This is a genomic window from Porphyromonas gulae DSM 15663 (assembly GCF_000378065.1).
Classification (GTDB): domain Bacteria; phylum Bacteroidota; class Bacteroidia; order Bacteroidales; family Porphyromonadaceae; genus Porphyromonas; species Porphyromonas gulae.
This window is the reverse complement of record NZ_KB899185.1, coordinates 1-13982: the sequence shown is the minus strand read 5'-3', so window position 1 is coordinate 13982 and position 13982 is coordinate 1. Positions and strand designations below refer to the sequence as shown.

Here is a 13982-nt window from a genome sequence, read left to right as displayed (position 1 = left end):
AGGGCGACCATTGTTTTGGCAATACAAAGGTTTGAAGGCCGTATCGAATTTGGCCCAATCTATTTTGTCAGCTAATTTATAGAGTGGGTGCGATTGGTTCAGCATGTCTGATAGACTGCTGAATAATGAAGGGGTATTATAGGGCTTTTTAATCATAAAATCTGCAAGTTTTCTGCTATGAAGATAAGAAAACTTGCAGATTTAGCAAAGATATTCGCAAACTAATTTGCTGAATATCAGAGATTAAAAAGAATTTTAAGGGACGACTATGTAGGTGGAACTTGTGGGACGATAATGTACTATTGACATATAAAAAAGACTGAATTGTATACTGTAGTTCGACCTTTTTATCGTTTCTTTGTATTGGTCTGTTTGCCCGTTTTCTATCTCAGAATAAAAAGGGAAACCGCATAAAGCCTATAGGGTGGGCAGCATGTAGAGCCGATTTACTTCTCTTTGCAGGCAGATGGATAGCATACCAAACGATGAATATAGACAAGCATCTATGAACAGGTTTTCAAATCATTGGCCCTACATCTTCGTAGGGTTGGTACTTTGGTTTGTATCGATGAATCGGACTGTAGCACAAAACGCCTCCGAAAAGACGGTATTGTACGATACGGATACCATTGTACTCTCCGAAGCCGATGTGCTTCGGATCGCTCTCAGTGAGAATGCCACAGTGAAAGTGGCCGATATGGATGTACGCAAACAGGAATATGCACGCAGAGCAGCACGTGCCGATCTCCTTCCGAAAGTAGACCTCAATGGCGTTTACAGCTATACGCTGAAGAAGCAGGTCTTATATATAGATATGCCTGGCTTCAGTAGTGGCGATGGTATCGAAGTGGGGCGTACACACAATACGCAAGGAAGTCTGAATGTCTCCATGCCTTTGGTATCGGCACAGCTTTGGAAAAGCATAGCCATGACGGGTGAACAACTCGATCTGGCTCTGGAGAAAGCTCGCAGCTCCCGAATCGATTTGGTAGCAGAGGTAAAGAAGGCTTATCTCGGTGTGCTGTTGGCTGAGGACTCTTATAGCGTATTCAAGCGCAGCTATGACAATGCTTTGGCCAATTATAAGAACATATCCGACAAATTCGACCGTGGACTTGTGGCCGAGTATGACAAGATTCGCGCCAATGTACAGGTACGCAACATCGAGCCTAACCTCCTGCAAGCGCAGAATTCCGTAGCCCTTGCTCTCTGGCAGCTCAAGGTACTGATGAGTATGGAAGTGGAGACTCCGATCAGACTCTCAGGCTCATTGTCCAACTATAAAGAACAGGTTTATACCGGCTATTTTGCTGCCGATACGCTTATTTCCAACAACTCCTCCCTACGTCAGCTCGACATACAGCGTCGTCTGGCTGTCAGTGCGGACAAGCTGAATAAGTACAGCTTCCTGCCTACACTCAATCTGGGAGGGCAATACACCTATTCGCTCAACAGCAACGACTTCAAATTCTGGGGCGAAGGACAACGCTGGACGCCTTTCTCCACCATATCGCTCAGCCTGAATATCCCTATTTTCAATGGAGGCAAACGTCTGTACAACGTGAAGCAGAGTGCCTTGTCGATCCGTCAGATCGATCTGCAACGACGCCACATAGAGCAATCCATCCGAATGGGAATCAAGAATCAAAATGACCGCCTGCGTACCTGTATGCAGAGATTTGTAGCCTCGGAAGAGGCTGTCCGAAGCGCAGAAAAGGGCTATCAGATAGCAGAGAAACGCTATCAGACCGGCGAAGGCACTCTCGTCGAACTCAACGATGCCGATGTGGCTCTTTTGCAGGCTCGGCTCAATTATAATCAGGCCATATTTGACTTCATGATTGCAAAGGCCGAACTGGACAAGATGAACGGAATGGGGATTCCCGAACAATGAGCATTAAAAAGTAAATAGTAACAAAATACACCTGTATGATAAATATGAAAAGATCGAAAACACTGGGCAGGGCTATCCTCCTCATAATCCTGCCATTTCTTACTCTCACGGGCTGCAATGGCAAGAAAGAGAGCCGACCGTCTGCTGCAGATTCGGCTGCTATGGCAGCCAAATTGGTGGAAACAACTATAGTGAAGACCGACACGCTGAATGAAATACTGAGCTTCACGGCCACCGTTCGGGCAGAAGTGACCAACAACATTACTCCCCAGATGGGCAATAGGATCGTACGCCTTACGGCCGAAGTAGGTGATAGAGTGGGACGCGGACAGGTGCTCGCCGAACTGGACCGGAGCCAACTGACCCAAGCCAAAGTACAGCTGGAGAATACGCGCACCAACTTCCAACGTATGGATGAGCTGTACAAAATAGGCGGCATAGCCAAACAGCAGTGGGATGCACTCAAGACGCAGCTCGACGTAGCCGAAACTACATACAACAATCTGCTGGAGAACACCGTGCTCCGAAGCCCTATATCAGGTGTGATTACCGCACGCAATTATGATAGCGGCGATATGGCTTCTCCCACAAGACCTATATATGTGGTAGAACAGATAGCCCCCGTAAAGCTCCGCATCGATGTCTCCGAACAGTATTTCTCTCGCCTGAAAAAGGGTATGCCTGCCACTATTACGGTAGATGCCCTTCAAGGACAAATCTTCGAAGGCAAGATCTCCCTGGTCTATCCCGCCGTGGATGCTTCTACGCATACGATCGGCGTGGAGATACAGATTGCCAACAGAGATCAACAGCTTCGGCCGGGTATGTATGCCCGAGTAAATCTCGATTTCGGCCAGAAGTCAGCCATTATGGTGGAGGATTTGGCCGTAGTAAAACAGGTAGGCAGTGGTGAATTCTATGTGTTTGTAGTGGAAAAAGGAAAGGCTGTCCGCCGCATGGTGAAGGTCGGAGCCAGACAAAACGATAGCTATGAGATCATCGAAGGTCTCAATGTGGGAGAGACAGTGGTTACGGCCGGTATGAACAACCTCATGGATGGTCAGTCCGTCAGAATTAAAGAACAGAGCAAACTATGAGTATATACGAATCGGCTGTAAAAAAGCCGGTCACAACCATATTGATATTCGTGGCGATAGCTATTTTCGGGCTATTCTCACTGAGTCGTCTTTCCATAGACTTGTATCCCAAGATCGAGACGAGTAATATCATGGTCGTGACCTCCTATGCCGGAGCCAGTGCATCGGACATAGAGAACAACGTTACGAAGGTCTTGGAGAATACGCTCAACGGGGTCAGCAATCTCAAGCACATTACTTCGAAGAGCCGGGAGAATGCTTCCGTCATCACGCTCCAGTTCAATGAAGGTGTGGACATCGAAGTGGCTACCAATGATGTGCGCGACAAGCTCGATGCCGTCTCCAATTTCCTGCCCGACGATGTGAACAAACCGATGATCTTCAAGTTCGGCACCGATGATATTCCCATCACCATGCTATCCGTGCAGGCCAAAGAGAGTACGATGGCCCTGTCGAAGATCCTCGAAGACAAGGTCACGAATGCTCTGGCACGCCTCGATGGTGTAGGTGCGGTGAGCATTATGGGTACTGTGAAGCGGGAAATACAGGTGTATTGTGATCCGGCCAAACTGGAAGCATACAACCTGACCGTGGAGGCTGTGAGCCAAATCATATCGGCCGAGAACAAGAATGTACCGGCCGGTCTAATCGATTTGGGCAACAAGACGAGTTCGATCCGCGTACAGGGCGAGTTTGCCGATGCACGCCAGCTGAACCAAATCGTAGTGGCCAGTGTGGGCGGTCGCAACGTCTATCTGAGCGATGTGGCTCGTGTCGAGGATACACATGCCGAAAACGAAGAGGAGAGCTACAACAACAATGTGCGTGGGGCTATGATTATGATCAACAAGCAGTCCGGAGCCAATTCGGTAGCTATCTCCCGTGCGGTCTATGATGCTCTACCCGAGATACAGGCTTCGCTCCCTTCGGACGTGAAGCTGGGCACCATCTTCGATACTTCGGACAACATCGTCAATACGATCAATAGTCTGCGCGATACGATTGCTATTACGTTCGTCATCGTTATCCTTGTGGTTCTGTTCTTCCTCGGACGATGGCGTGCCACATTTATCATCGGTCTGACGATCCCTATTTCACTGGTTGCCTCCTTTATCTACCTGATGGCTACAGGCAATACGTTGAATATCATTTCTCTCAGCTCCCTCTCTATCGCTATCGGTATGGTGGTGGACGATGCCATTGTGGTACTCGAAAACGTAACGACCCATATAGAACGGGGCAGCTATCCCAAGCAGGCTGCCATACACGGCACGAACGAAGTGGGGATCTCCGTCATAGCTTCCACACTGACGATGCTGGCCGTATTCCTCCCACTGACGATGATTCAGGGGCTTACGGGTATCCTTTTCCGTCAGTTGGGTTGGATCGTGAGTATCATCATGATTATCTCTACGGTAGCTGCTCTCAGTCTGACACCGATGCTCTGTTCGCAGTTGCTTCAGCGCGACAAAAAGCAAGGACGGCTGCAACAAAAGCTCTTTGCCCCGATCGAACACTTTCTCGATTCGGTAGATCGAGTATATGAGCGTTTCTTGAATTGGACAGTGAGACACAGAGCCGTTACGATAGTCAGTGCTTTTATCATTTTTGCAGCAAGTCTGATGATGACGCCACTGCTCAAAACCGAATTCTTCCCTCAGTCCGACAACGGCTATATCCAGATTCAGGCAGAATATCCGGTAGGCACAGGAGTCAATCTGCCACGCGCTTTTGCTCTTCGTATGATCGACAGATGGGAGAACGAAATACCTGAAATCGACAGGACGAGCTTTAGTGTCGGTCAGGCCGAAGCATCCAGCATGTTTGCCGCCATGCAGGACAATGGCACGAATATCATCACTTTCCATATCGGTCTTACCGGACGCGATGAGAGAAAACGCTCCATGAATGAAGTGGCCGACCAGATGCGCACCATGCTGGCCGATTATCCGGAGATTAACAATTATAAGGTCACTCCAGGCGGAAGCGGGGGCGGTATGGGCGGACAACCCACAGTAAATCTGGATATATACGGCTACGACTTCAATAAAACGGGCGATCTCGCAGAGAGATTCAGTCGTCTGATGAAAGAGGATGGCAGATGTGCCCAAGCGACAATCAGCCGAAAAGACTACGTACCGGAGTATCAATTCGTATTTGATCGTACCAAATTGGCCGAAAACGGATTGAACAGCACCACGGCTGCCATGTTCCTGCGCAACCGTGTCAATGGCAGTGTGGCATCTACCTATCGTGAAGAAGGCGACGAGTACGATATTCGCGTGCGCTTGGCCCCCGAGTTCCGACGATCATTGAGGGATTTGGAAAACATCCTCATCTATACGCCTCAGGGCAGAGGTATTCGCCTGGGAGAACTGGGCAGCATAGAAGAATTGTACACTCCTCCTACCATTGAGCGCAAGGATCGTCAGCGTGTCGTTACCGTAGCTTCCACGGCTGTCAAAGGAGCTGCATTGAGCGATTTGGTCGAAGTGGCTAAAGAAAAAATTGCACAGCTGGAGATTCCCGACGGAGTGGACTACAAAATCAGCGGTACATACGAGGATCAACAGAAGACATTTGCAGACTTGAGTACCCTCATGCTGCTGATCGTCATACTCGTCTTTATCGTCATGGCGGCACAGTTCGAGAGTCTCGTCGATCCTTTCGTGATCATGTTTTCCATACCCTTTGCTTTCACGGGAGTCATAGCCGGTCTTATCATTACCAATACCACTTTCAGTGCTATGTCCTTTATCGGTCTGATTATGCTCATGGGTATCGTGGTAAAGAACGGTATTGTGCTCATCGATTACACCCGCCTCTGTCGCGAGCGTGGTATGGGCATTCTCTCTGCTGTAGTACGAGCCGGCCGCTCACGTCTGCGTCCTGTGCTTATGACTACCCTGACTACCATATTGGGTATGGTGCCCATGGCCATCGGAATCGGAGAAGGGTCCGAACTCTGGCAGCCGATGGGGGTTACTGTGGCATGGGGACTGTCCGTATCCACACTGATTACGCTCATTATCGTCCCGACTGTTTATGCCGTATTTGCCTCGAACGGTATGAGAAGACAGCGTAGACTGCTGGCCAAGAAGTATACAAAAAAAGAAAACAAAAGCAGAGTATGGAACAGAAAATGATTTTCATCACCTATAATCAGGCCTATCACGATATTATCATTCGATTGCTTAGCCGACACAATCTCAAAGGATATACCTATTGGGAGACTGTCCGCGGTTGCGGTAGCGATACGGGTGAGCCTCACTTGGGTACTCACGCATGGCCTACGCTCAATGGTGCCCTCATGGTCGTTTGCCCTTCCGAGAAAGTGAAAACCATAATGGACGCTCTGCGTATCCTTGACGCCGCCACTCCGGATCAGGGACTTCGCGCCTTTGTTTGGAATATCGAGCAAACAATCTGATCGGAGATTCTCGACCTCCATCTTCTTAGTATACGGGGGCTGCATCCAATAAGTTTTGGGTGCAGTCCTTTTTTATTGTCTTGCCTTGCCCTCCCATCTCACATTCGGCTGATTTACGCTCCGGAATCTTTCCGTTTACAGTCCCGCAAAACATGGCGCGAGAACTTTTTTCTTTTGGTCCGGGAAGTAAAAAATTCTCGCGCCAAAACGAAAAAGTTCTCGCGCCACTTTTCCAGGAATTACGCGCCGCAATCAGATCATTTCCGGTTCGAAACGCCTTGATGTAGACAGCAGGCTCTATCCGACATAGGATTCCCCCACAAATCGGACACAATTTAATCATATCAGACGCTCTCTTTTTTGTACTTTTGGGGGAACGAAATCCGAATACGACTTTTCGGTACAACCTTACAAACAATAATGAACCCTATCGCGTTAATCACCGGAGCCACCTCCGGCATCGGTGCAGCTTCGGCTCGCCGCCTGGCTTCGCTCGGCTATAACCTTATCATCACGGGACGACGTTCCGACCGGCTGCAAAGCATAACCGATGAAATAAGAGCAGAATACCCGATCGAAATACTGCCGCTCTCTTTCGATGTCCGCAGTCGTGAAGAAGTGGAGACCCATTTGGGCAATTTGCCTGATCCTTGGCAGTCTGTTTCTGTCCTTGTCAATAATGCCGGTTTGGCAGCGGGACTCGACCCCATACAGTCCGGTGACATTGAAGACTGGGAACGTATGATAGACACCAATATCAAAGGACTCCTCTACGTAACTCGCACAATCAGTCCGGGTATGATAGCCCGTGGCAGCGGACATATCATCAATATCGGGTCTATTGCCGGCAAGGAAGTATACTCCAACGGCAATGTCTATTGTGCCACGAAGCATGCCGTAGATGCTCTTTCGAAGGCGATGCGTATAGATATGCTTCCTTATGGCATCAAAGTCACACAGATTTGCCCCGGAGCAGTGGAGACGGAGTTTTCGCTGGTGCGCTTCCATGATGATCAGGCCAAGGCCGATGCTGTGTACAAGGGCTTCACGCCTCTCTGTGCAAGCGACATAGCGGAATGCATAGCGTCCGTGCTAAACCTGCCCGACAATATCTGCATCAACGATATGGTAGTGATGCCGAAGGCACAAGCAGGCAGCGGACACTTTTTCAAGCAAATTTGATCACAAAGCGACCAAACGATAGTCGTATTTGTTTGGTTATAGATATAGTTATCACATTATAAAAAGGAATATCATTATGCAAAAACAATTGTTGTTGGGGGTAGAAGCTATAGCCCAAGCTGCTTTGGATGCAGGCATATCCGGTGTATATGCCTATCCCGGTACTCCCTCTACGGAAATCACCGAGCATATCCAAAACTCTCGGATGGCTAAGGAAAGAAATGTCCATCGGGAATGGGCGGCAAACGAAAAGACCGCTATGGAATCGGCCCTCGGGATGTCCTACGCAGGCAAACGCGCTCTCGTATGTATGAAGCATGTGGGGATGAACGTAGCGGCAGACTGCTTTATGAATGCTGCCATCACGGGTGCCAACGGCGGTATGGTGATCGTTGCTGCCGACGACCCCTCTATGCACTCATCCCAGAACGAACAAGACTCCCGCGTGTATGGACAGTTTGCCATGATTCCTGTGATGGAGCCATCCAACCAACAGGAAGCTTACGACATGACGCGCCTTGCCTTCGACCTTTCCGAACGTTTGGGTACCCCCGTCATGATGCGTATTACGACTCGTCTGGCTCACTCTCGTGCCGGTGTCGTTCCGACCGAGCCGATCGGGGAGAACGGATTGCACCTGCCGGAAGACAAACGCCAGTACGTATTGCTTCCCGGTATTGCCAAGAAAAGATACAGAATCCTCCTCGACAAGCAGACCGATTTCGTACGGGAGTCCGAGAACTCGCCCTATACCGAATATATCGATGCCGCTGATAAGTCCAAGGGTATAGTGGCATGCGGTATCGCATACAACTACCTGATGGAGGCTTTCAAGGCTCAGGTGCCTTACCCTGTCCTCAAGGTGACGCAATATCCTATTCCTCACAAGCAGATGGAGCGATTGCTCAACGAATGCGGTGACATCGTAGTCATGGAAGAAGGCTATCCTGTAGTGGAGCAGCTGCTGAAGGGTTTCCCCGGTTTGGAGCGGATCAAAGGTCGTCTCGATGGCACATTGCCCCGTGATGGAGAGTTGAATCCGGATCATGTGGCAAAAGCTTTCAATATACCGGTCGTAGAGGGAGAACCTATCCCCGATCTCGTTGCAGCACGCCCGCCTGCCTTGTGCAAAGGCTGTAGCCATCGCGATGTGTACGATGCGTTGAACGAGGTTCTTACAGAATATCCCAACGGACGCGTCTTCTCCGATATCGGATGCTATACACTTGGTGCTTTGCCTCCTTATGAAGCCATCAATTCCTGTGTGGATATGGGGGCATCTATCACGATGGCCAAAGGGGCTGCCGATGCCGGCCTGTTCCCTGCTGTGGCTGTAATCGGCGACTCTACTTTCACACATTCCGGGATAACGGGTCTTCTTGATGCCGTCAATGAGAATAGCAACATTACGGTGATTATCTCCGACAATGAATCAATCTCCATGACCGGAGGTCAGCATTCGTCTGCATACGGCAAGGTAGAGGCCATCTGTCGCGGTATCGGAGTGGATCCGGATCACATCAAGGAGCTGTTGCCCGTACCCAAGAAACATGACGAACTATGCAGCATCATTCGGGAGGAAATCAACTATGAGGGTGTATCCGTCATCATTCCCCGTCGCGTCTGCATCCAAAAGCATGCTCGCGATGCCAAAGCTGTCAAACGTGCAAAGGCCAAGGAATAACCATTGAAGTAGGAGGAAATAAAGAAATGAAAACAGATATTATTTTGGCCGGTGTCGGAGGCCAAGGCATTTTGTCCATTGCAGCAGCTATCGGTTCGGCTGCTCTGACCAACAATTTGTATTTGAAGCAGGCCGAAACCCACGGCATGAGCCAGCGAGGTGGCGACGTACAGTCTTTCCTGCGCCTGTCGGATGCACCCATTTACTCTGACCTGATTCCTATCGGGGGAGCGGATCTTATCCTCTCCGTGGAGCCGATGGAAGCATTGCGCTATCTTCCTTATTTGAAGCCTGACGGTTATGTGGTGACCAATACGGTTCCGTTTATCAACATCCCGAACTATCCCGAGACTACGTCAGTTATCTCCAAGATCGAATCTCTTCCCCACCACGTTCTGATCGATGCGGACAGCATCGCCCGTGATGAGGTAGGCAATGTCCGTGCTTCCAACTTCGTGATGCTCGGTGCCGCTTCTCCCTTTATCGAGATTCCTTTCGACTATCTGGCAGGCGGTATCGAAGCTATTTTCAGCCGCAAAGGACAAGAGGTGGTGGATATGAACCTCAAGGCACTGAATGCGGGACGAGAGTTCGCCCTCCGATACGCAGCAGGGAAATAAAGGTTAGAAGAGGGAGTCCCTCCTTTTTACCGAACTTTTCCTTACCCATTCAAGTGAAATAAGAAAAGGATGCATCATGCTCTTTGGGCATAAGGAAAGAGGGTGTGTGAAAATCGTGATCAAACGATTTTAGCATACCCTCTATCTTTTTGAATCAGTTTCTCGCGGAATATCTCTCGTCTTTTCGCTACAGCGCGTTCTCCCCTGTGACTTCCTGCTATGAAGTCTTCCCTCTTGATACTATCAGCCCTCCATACTTAATACTGTAAGGTGTCACCACTTGATAGTATAAAGTCTCCCCATTTTATACTGTAAAGTCTCCATACTTTATACTATAAAGTACCTGCACCTGATACTATAAAGTCCTGAGGCTCCCTTCGAGGGGGGGAAAGAGAATCTTTCTGCGATATTGCGACATTGATTCCGGAATTAAACGGTAGTCTCTCTATTTGTTCCTATATATAGGTTTCGATGCAATTGGAACTTTATAGGCATTCGTCGTGTTTTTCCATAGACAAAGTAGCTTTAAGCTGTTTTTGTCGTATCATTGCAGACTAAAAAAACAACAGAGAATAAGTATAACACAGACAAGAAAAATGAAGAAGTTTCACAAATTTTTCCTACAGTTAGGATTGTCCGCATTCGTCGGAATAGCGACAGTGCTAACTGCTTCTGCACAGATTTCTTTCGGAGGGGAGCCTCTTAGTTTCTCTTCGGAAGCAGCGCGGACGCATTCATTCGACAATGAAATGACGGTTCGCCTTACCCCGGACTTCAACCCGGAAGACCTGATAGCTCGTAGCCGCTGGCAATCTCAAAGAGATGGTCGCCCCGTACAGATAGGGCAGGTAATACCGGTGGATGTGGACTTTGCATCGAAAGCCACACGCATCTCTTCGATCAAAGGAGCAGATGTGTATCGTCTGCAATTCAAACTGGAAGGCGCCAAAGCTATTACACTCTACTACGATGCTTTCATTATTCCGGAGGGTGGTCGCCTCTATATCTATACGCCCGATCACGAAAATGTGTTAGGTGCATATACGAATGCCACTCATCGCCGTAACGAAGCCTTTGCCACCGAACCGGTACTCGGAAGCGAACTTATAATGGATTATGAGGTACCTCGCGGAGGGGCTTTGCCTGGCATCAAGATCTCCGGCGCAGGCTATATATTCGACAAAGTAGGCGGACGTCCCGTAACGGATGACCACTACGGGATCGGTGAGGATGATTCCGATTCGGACTGCGAGATCAATATCAATTGCCCTGAAGGAGCAGACTGGCAGACAGAAAAGAACGGTGTGGTGCAAATGATTATGGTACAAGGACCGTATATCTCAATGTGCTCAGGCAACCTGCTCAATAATACGAAAGGTGACTTTACCCCGCTGATCATTTCTGCCGGGCACTGCGCTTCTCTAACAGAGAATTTCGGTGTAACGCAATCCGATTTGAACCGGTGGATCTTCACTTTCCACTATGAAAAAAGAGGATGCAGCAATGGTACATTGGCTATCTTCCGTGGCAACAGTATCATCGGAGCTTCCATGAAAGCATTCCTCCCGATCAAGGGCAAATCCGATGGTCTCCTGCTCCAACTCAACGACCAAATACCACGTCGCTACCGCGTCTATTACAATGGCTGGGATAGCACGAATGACATCCCCTCAAGTGGAGCCGGTATTCACCATCCCGCCGGAGATGCCATGAAGATCTCTATTCTGAAGAAATCTCCGACCCTGACTACATGGATCACTACCAGTGGATCCGGAGGTACAAATGATCACTTTTATTTCAAATATGATCAAGGAGGTACAGAAGGTGGTTCGTCCGGTTCTTCTCTCTTCAATGAAAATAAACTTGTGGTTGGTACGCTGACCGGAGGTGCAGGTAATTGTGGCGGAACGGAGTTCTACGGAAGAATGAACAGCCACTGGGATAAGTACGCTGGAGACGGTAATAAAAGTCGTATGGACATCTATTTGGATCCCAAGAATAGTGGACAGACGAAAGTCCTCAAAGGTACATACCGGGAGGATTATAAGCCCTTGCCTTCCGTACCGCAGTTGTTGCTTCAGTCCAAGGGTGACCACGTAGAGCTGAATTGGACGGCTGTTCCCTCCAATCAGTACCCATCGTCTTATCAGGTGGAATATCACATTTTCCGAGATGGCACCGAAATAGCTACGACAAAAGAACTGTCATATTCCGATCCTATCAACCCGAGTATTATCGGCAGTGGTATTATTCGCTATGAAGTAAGTGCACGCTTCATTTATCCCTCACCGTTGGATGGAGTAGAATCTTACAAGGATACGGACAAGACTCCTGCCGATATTGCCATAGGAGAGATGCAGACCAAACTGAAGCCGGAGGTAACACCTCTCTCCGAAGGAGGTGTAACATTAAGCTGGAAAATTCCTTTCTTAAGCCAGTTAGTTTCTCGATTCGGAGAAAAAACCAATCCTATATTCAAAACATTTGAAGTGCCTTATGTCAGCGCTGCAGCTGCACAGCAGCCTACTCCTCCCGTTGGTGTCGTCATAGCAGACAAATTCATGGCCGGCACATATCCACAGAAGGTCTCTATCGTCGCTGTGGATGTAATGCCTTCTGCTCCGGACTCTACCTTCTATCTCTTCTTAAAGAGCAATACAAACAGAAGATTGCAAAAGGTGCAAACTCCGTCCGACTGGCAGTCCGGAACATGGTTGAGAGTAAACCTGAATAAGCCATTCCTCGTGGATAATAATCATATGCTTTATGCAGGTATCAGAATGCCTAATAAGTACAAGATCAACCGTGCTATCCGTTACGTAAGAAACCCGGACAACTTGTTCTCTATCACGGGAAAGAAGATCTCATACGACAATGGTGCCACTTTCGAAGGTAATGGAATACCCTCGCTCTTAGGCTACATGGCTATCAAATATCTGGTAGTAAATACAGATGCTTCAAAGATCGACATGTCACTTGTACAAGAGCCTTATGCAAAAGGTACCAACGTTGCTCCATTCCCCGAACTGGTAGGTATCTATATCTATAAGAACGGAACGTTCATCGGTACACAGGATCCATCTGTCACAACTTATTCGGTTACAGATGGGACAGAGAGCGATGAATACGAAATAAAACTGGTATATAAGGGATCGGGTATTCCGAATAGCGTTGTACAGATTGAGAATAACAATGCTGTCGTTGCATATCCATCTGTTGTAACAGATCGTTTCAGCATCAAGAATGCTCATATCGTTCACGCTGCCGCTCTCTACTCATTGGATGGCAAACTGGTTCGTTCTTGGAACAACCTCCGCAATGGTGTGACATTCAGTGTTCAAGGGCTGACAGCCGGCTCCTATATGCTCGTTATGCAAACGGCAAGCGGGCCCGTCAACCAAAAGATCGTAAAGCAGTAGAGAGCCATTTCTCTAACTTGAATACATAAACCGATGAGGGGGCTGTGTCAAAATTCATTTTTGGCTCAGCCTCCTTTTTTTATTCCTCATTCAACAACAAAACCCCAACTTTCACAAGATAGGGCTTCATTCATTCACTAAGTTTGAGTAACTTAGCAAATATCAATTATTTAATGAGTAAAAAGTTACACTTTCATCCTTACATATCCGCCCCATCCTGCTATTTCCTGCAGAACTTGGTCAAAATATTGATGCCAATGACCCTGTGCGCTTGGTCAACAGCATTGTAGATTCGCTGAATTTAGAATCAATCCGAGGTCTCTATCGCGTTCGTGGGCGCAGTGCTTACCATCCGCGCATGATGCTCAAGGTACTTCTCTATGCCTATATGAACAATGTCTATTCTTGTCGCAAGATCGAGCAAGCCTTGCGTCGGGATATCCACTACATTTGGCTCTCGGGATACGAAAAGCCTGATTTCGCCACGATCAATCGCTTTCGCAATCGGATGAAGACAGAGATCAACAAGCTCTTCACACAGCTGGTTCTACTTCTGAGTGATCGTGGCTTCTTGAGCTTGGATGTGTCTTACATAGACGGCACAAAACTCGAGTCTAAAGCCAATAAATACACCTTTGTCTGACGCAAGAGTGTCG

General features: G+C 48.3%; 10 protein-coding genes and 2 pseudogenes. 10 read left to right on the top strand and 2 right to left on the bottom strand.

Going from position 1 to position 13982, the window contains the following annotated elements:
* A pseudogene (locus F452_RS12215) lies at positions 1 to 156 on the bottom strand (IS5/IS1182 family transposase); the annotation flags it as partial.
* Between the two features lie 349 nt (positions 157 to 505).
* Here F452_RS12215 and F452_RS0109885 point away from each other — a divergent pair.
* Genes F452_RS0109885 through F452_RS0109870 form a run of 4 tightly spaced genes read left to right on the top strand, consistent with a single transcriptional unit; the run spans position 506 to position 6421 of the window.
* Positions 506 to 1894, top strand: a complete 1389-nt coding sequence (locus F452_RS0109885; protein WP_033317198.1) for a TolC family protein — start codon at positions 506 to 508, stop codon at positions 1892 to 1894.
* A gap of 44 nt (positions 1895 to 1938) precedes the next feature.
* Complete coding sequence (locus F452_RS0109880) at positions 1939 to 2991, top strand: efflux RND transporter periplasmic adaptor subunit (RefSeq protein WP_026292374.1); 1053 nt, start codon at positions 1939 to 1941, stop codon at positions 2989 to 2991.
* Complete coding sequence (locus F452_RS0109875) at positions 2988 to 6137, top strand: efflux RND transporter permease subunit (RefSeq protein WP_018966039.1); 3150 nt, start codon at positions 2988 to 2990, stop codon at positions 6135 to 6137. Before F452_RS0109880 ends, F452_RS0109875 begins: the two co-directional genes overlap by 4 nt.
* Complete coding sequence (locus F452_RS0109870) at positions 6122 to 6421, top strand: PG0541 family transporter-associated protein (protein ID WP_018966038.1); 300 nt, start codon at positions 6122 to 6124, stop codon at positions 6419 to 6421. The genes F452_RS0109875 and F452_RS0109870 overlap by 16 nt, the downstream gene beginning before the upstream one ends.
* Before the next feature lie 113 nt (positions 6422 to 6534).
* Here the strand turns inward: F452_RS0109870 and F452_RS13500 are convergent, their stop codons facing one another.
* Positions 6535 to 6627 (bottom strand): DUF1661 domain-containing protein, encoded by a 93-nt coding sequence (locus tag F452_RS13500; protein WP_161780808.1) that lies wholly within the window; start codon positions 6625 to 6627, stop codon positions 6535 to 6537.
* On the opposite strand from F452_RS13500, the gene F452_RS11710 reads away from it, so the two are divergent.
* The 6 genes and pseudogenes from F452_RS11710 to F452_RS0109840 form a co-directional block, all read left to right on the top strand.
* On the top strand, positions 6596 to 6703 hold the full coding sequence (locus F452_RS11710; protein ID WP_080637724.1) for a DUF1661 domain-containing protein: 108 nt from the start codon (positions 6596 to 6598) through the stop codon (positions 6701 to 6703). The genes F452_RS13500 and F452_RS11710 overlap by 32 nt on opposite strands.
* A gap of 138 nt (positions 6704 to 6841) precedes the next feature.
* Positions 6842 to 7603: an SDR family oxidoreductase gene (locus tag F452_RS0109860; protein ID WP_018966036.1), complete on the top strand. Its 762-nt coding sequence runs from the start codon at positions 6842 to 6844 to the stop codon at positions 7601 to 7603.
* Between the two features lie 76 nt (positions 7604 to 7679).
* Positions 7680 to 9287 (top strand): thiamine pyrophosphate-dependent enzyme, encoded by a 1608-nt coding sequence (locus tag F452_RS0109855; protein ID WP_018966035.1) that lies wholly within the window; start codon positions 7680 to 7682, stop codon positions 9285 to 9287.
* A gap of 26 nt (positions 9288 to 9313) precedes the next feature.
* A complete protein-coding gene (locus F452_RS0109850; protein ID WP_004585221.1) occupies positions 9314 to 9907 on the top strand; it encodes an indolepyruvate oxidoreductase subunit beta in 594 nt (197 codons plus the stop codon).
* Positions 9908 to 10503: 596 nt separating this feature from the next.
* On the top strand, positions 10504 to 13326 hold the full coding sequence (locus F452_RS0109845) for a T9SS type A sorting domain-containing protein (protein ID WP_026292372.1): 2823 nt from the start codon (positions 10504 to 10506) through the stop codon (positions 13324 to 13326).
* A 173-nt stretch (positions 13327 to 13499) separates the two neighbouring features.
* Positions 13500 to 13966: pseudogene (locus tag F452_RS0109840) on the top strand (transposase); the annotation flags it as partial.
* Positions 13967 to 13982 lie beyond the last annotated feature (16 nt).

Coding starts and splice junctions, on each gene's coding strand:
- F452_RS0109870 (WP_018966038.1), top strand. CDS start 6,122: ATGGAACAGAAAATGATTTTCATCACCTATAATCAGGCCTATCACGAT.
- F452_RS0109845 (WP_026292372.1), top strand. CDS start 10,504: ATGAAGAAGTTTCACAAATTTTTCCTACAGTTAGGATTGTCCGCATTC.
- F452_RS0109860 (WP_018966036.1), top strand. CDS start 6,842: ATGAACCCTATCGCGTTAATCACCGGAGCCACCTCCGGCATCGGTGCA.
- F452_RS0109855 (WP_018966035.1), top strand. CDS start 7,680: ATGCAAAAACAATTGTTGTTGGGGGTAGAAGCTATAGCCCAAGCTGCT.
- F452_RS0109875 (WP_018966039.1), top strand. CDS start 2,988: ATGAGTATATACGAATCGGCTGTAAAAAAGCCGGTCACAACCATATTG.
- F452_RS0109880 (WP_026292374.1), top strand. CDS start 1,939: ATGAAAAGATCGAAAACACTGGGCAGGGCTATCCTCCTCATAATCCTG.
- F452_RS0109885 (WP_033317198.1), top strand. CDS start 506: ATGAACAGGTTTTCAAATCATTGGCCCTACATCTTCGTAGGGTTGGTA.
- F452_RS0109850 (WP_004585221.1), top strand. CDS start 9,314: ATGAAAACAGATATTATTTTGGCCGGTGTCGGAGGCCAAGGCATTTTG.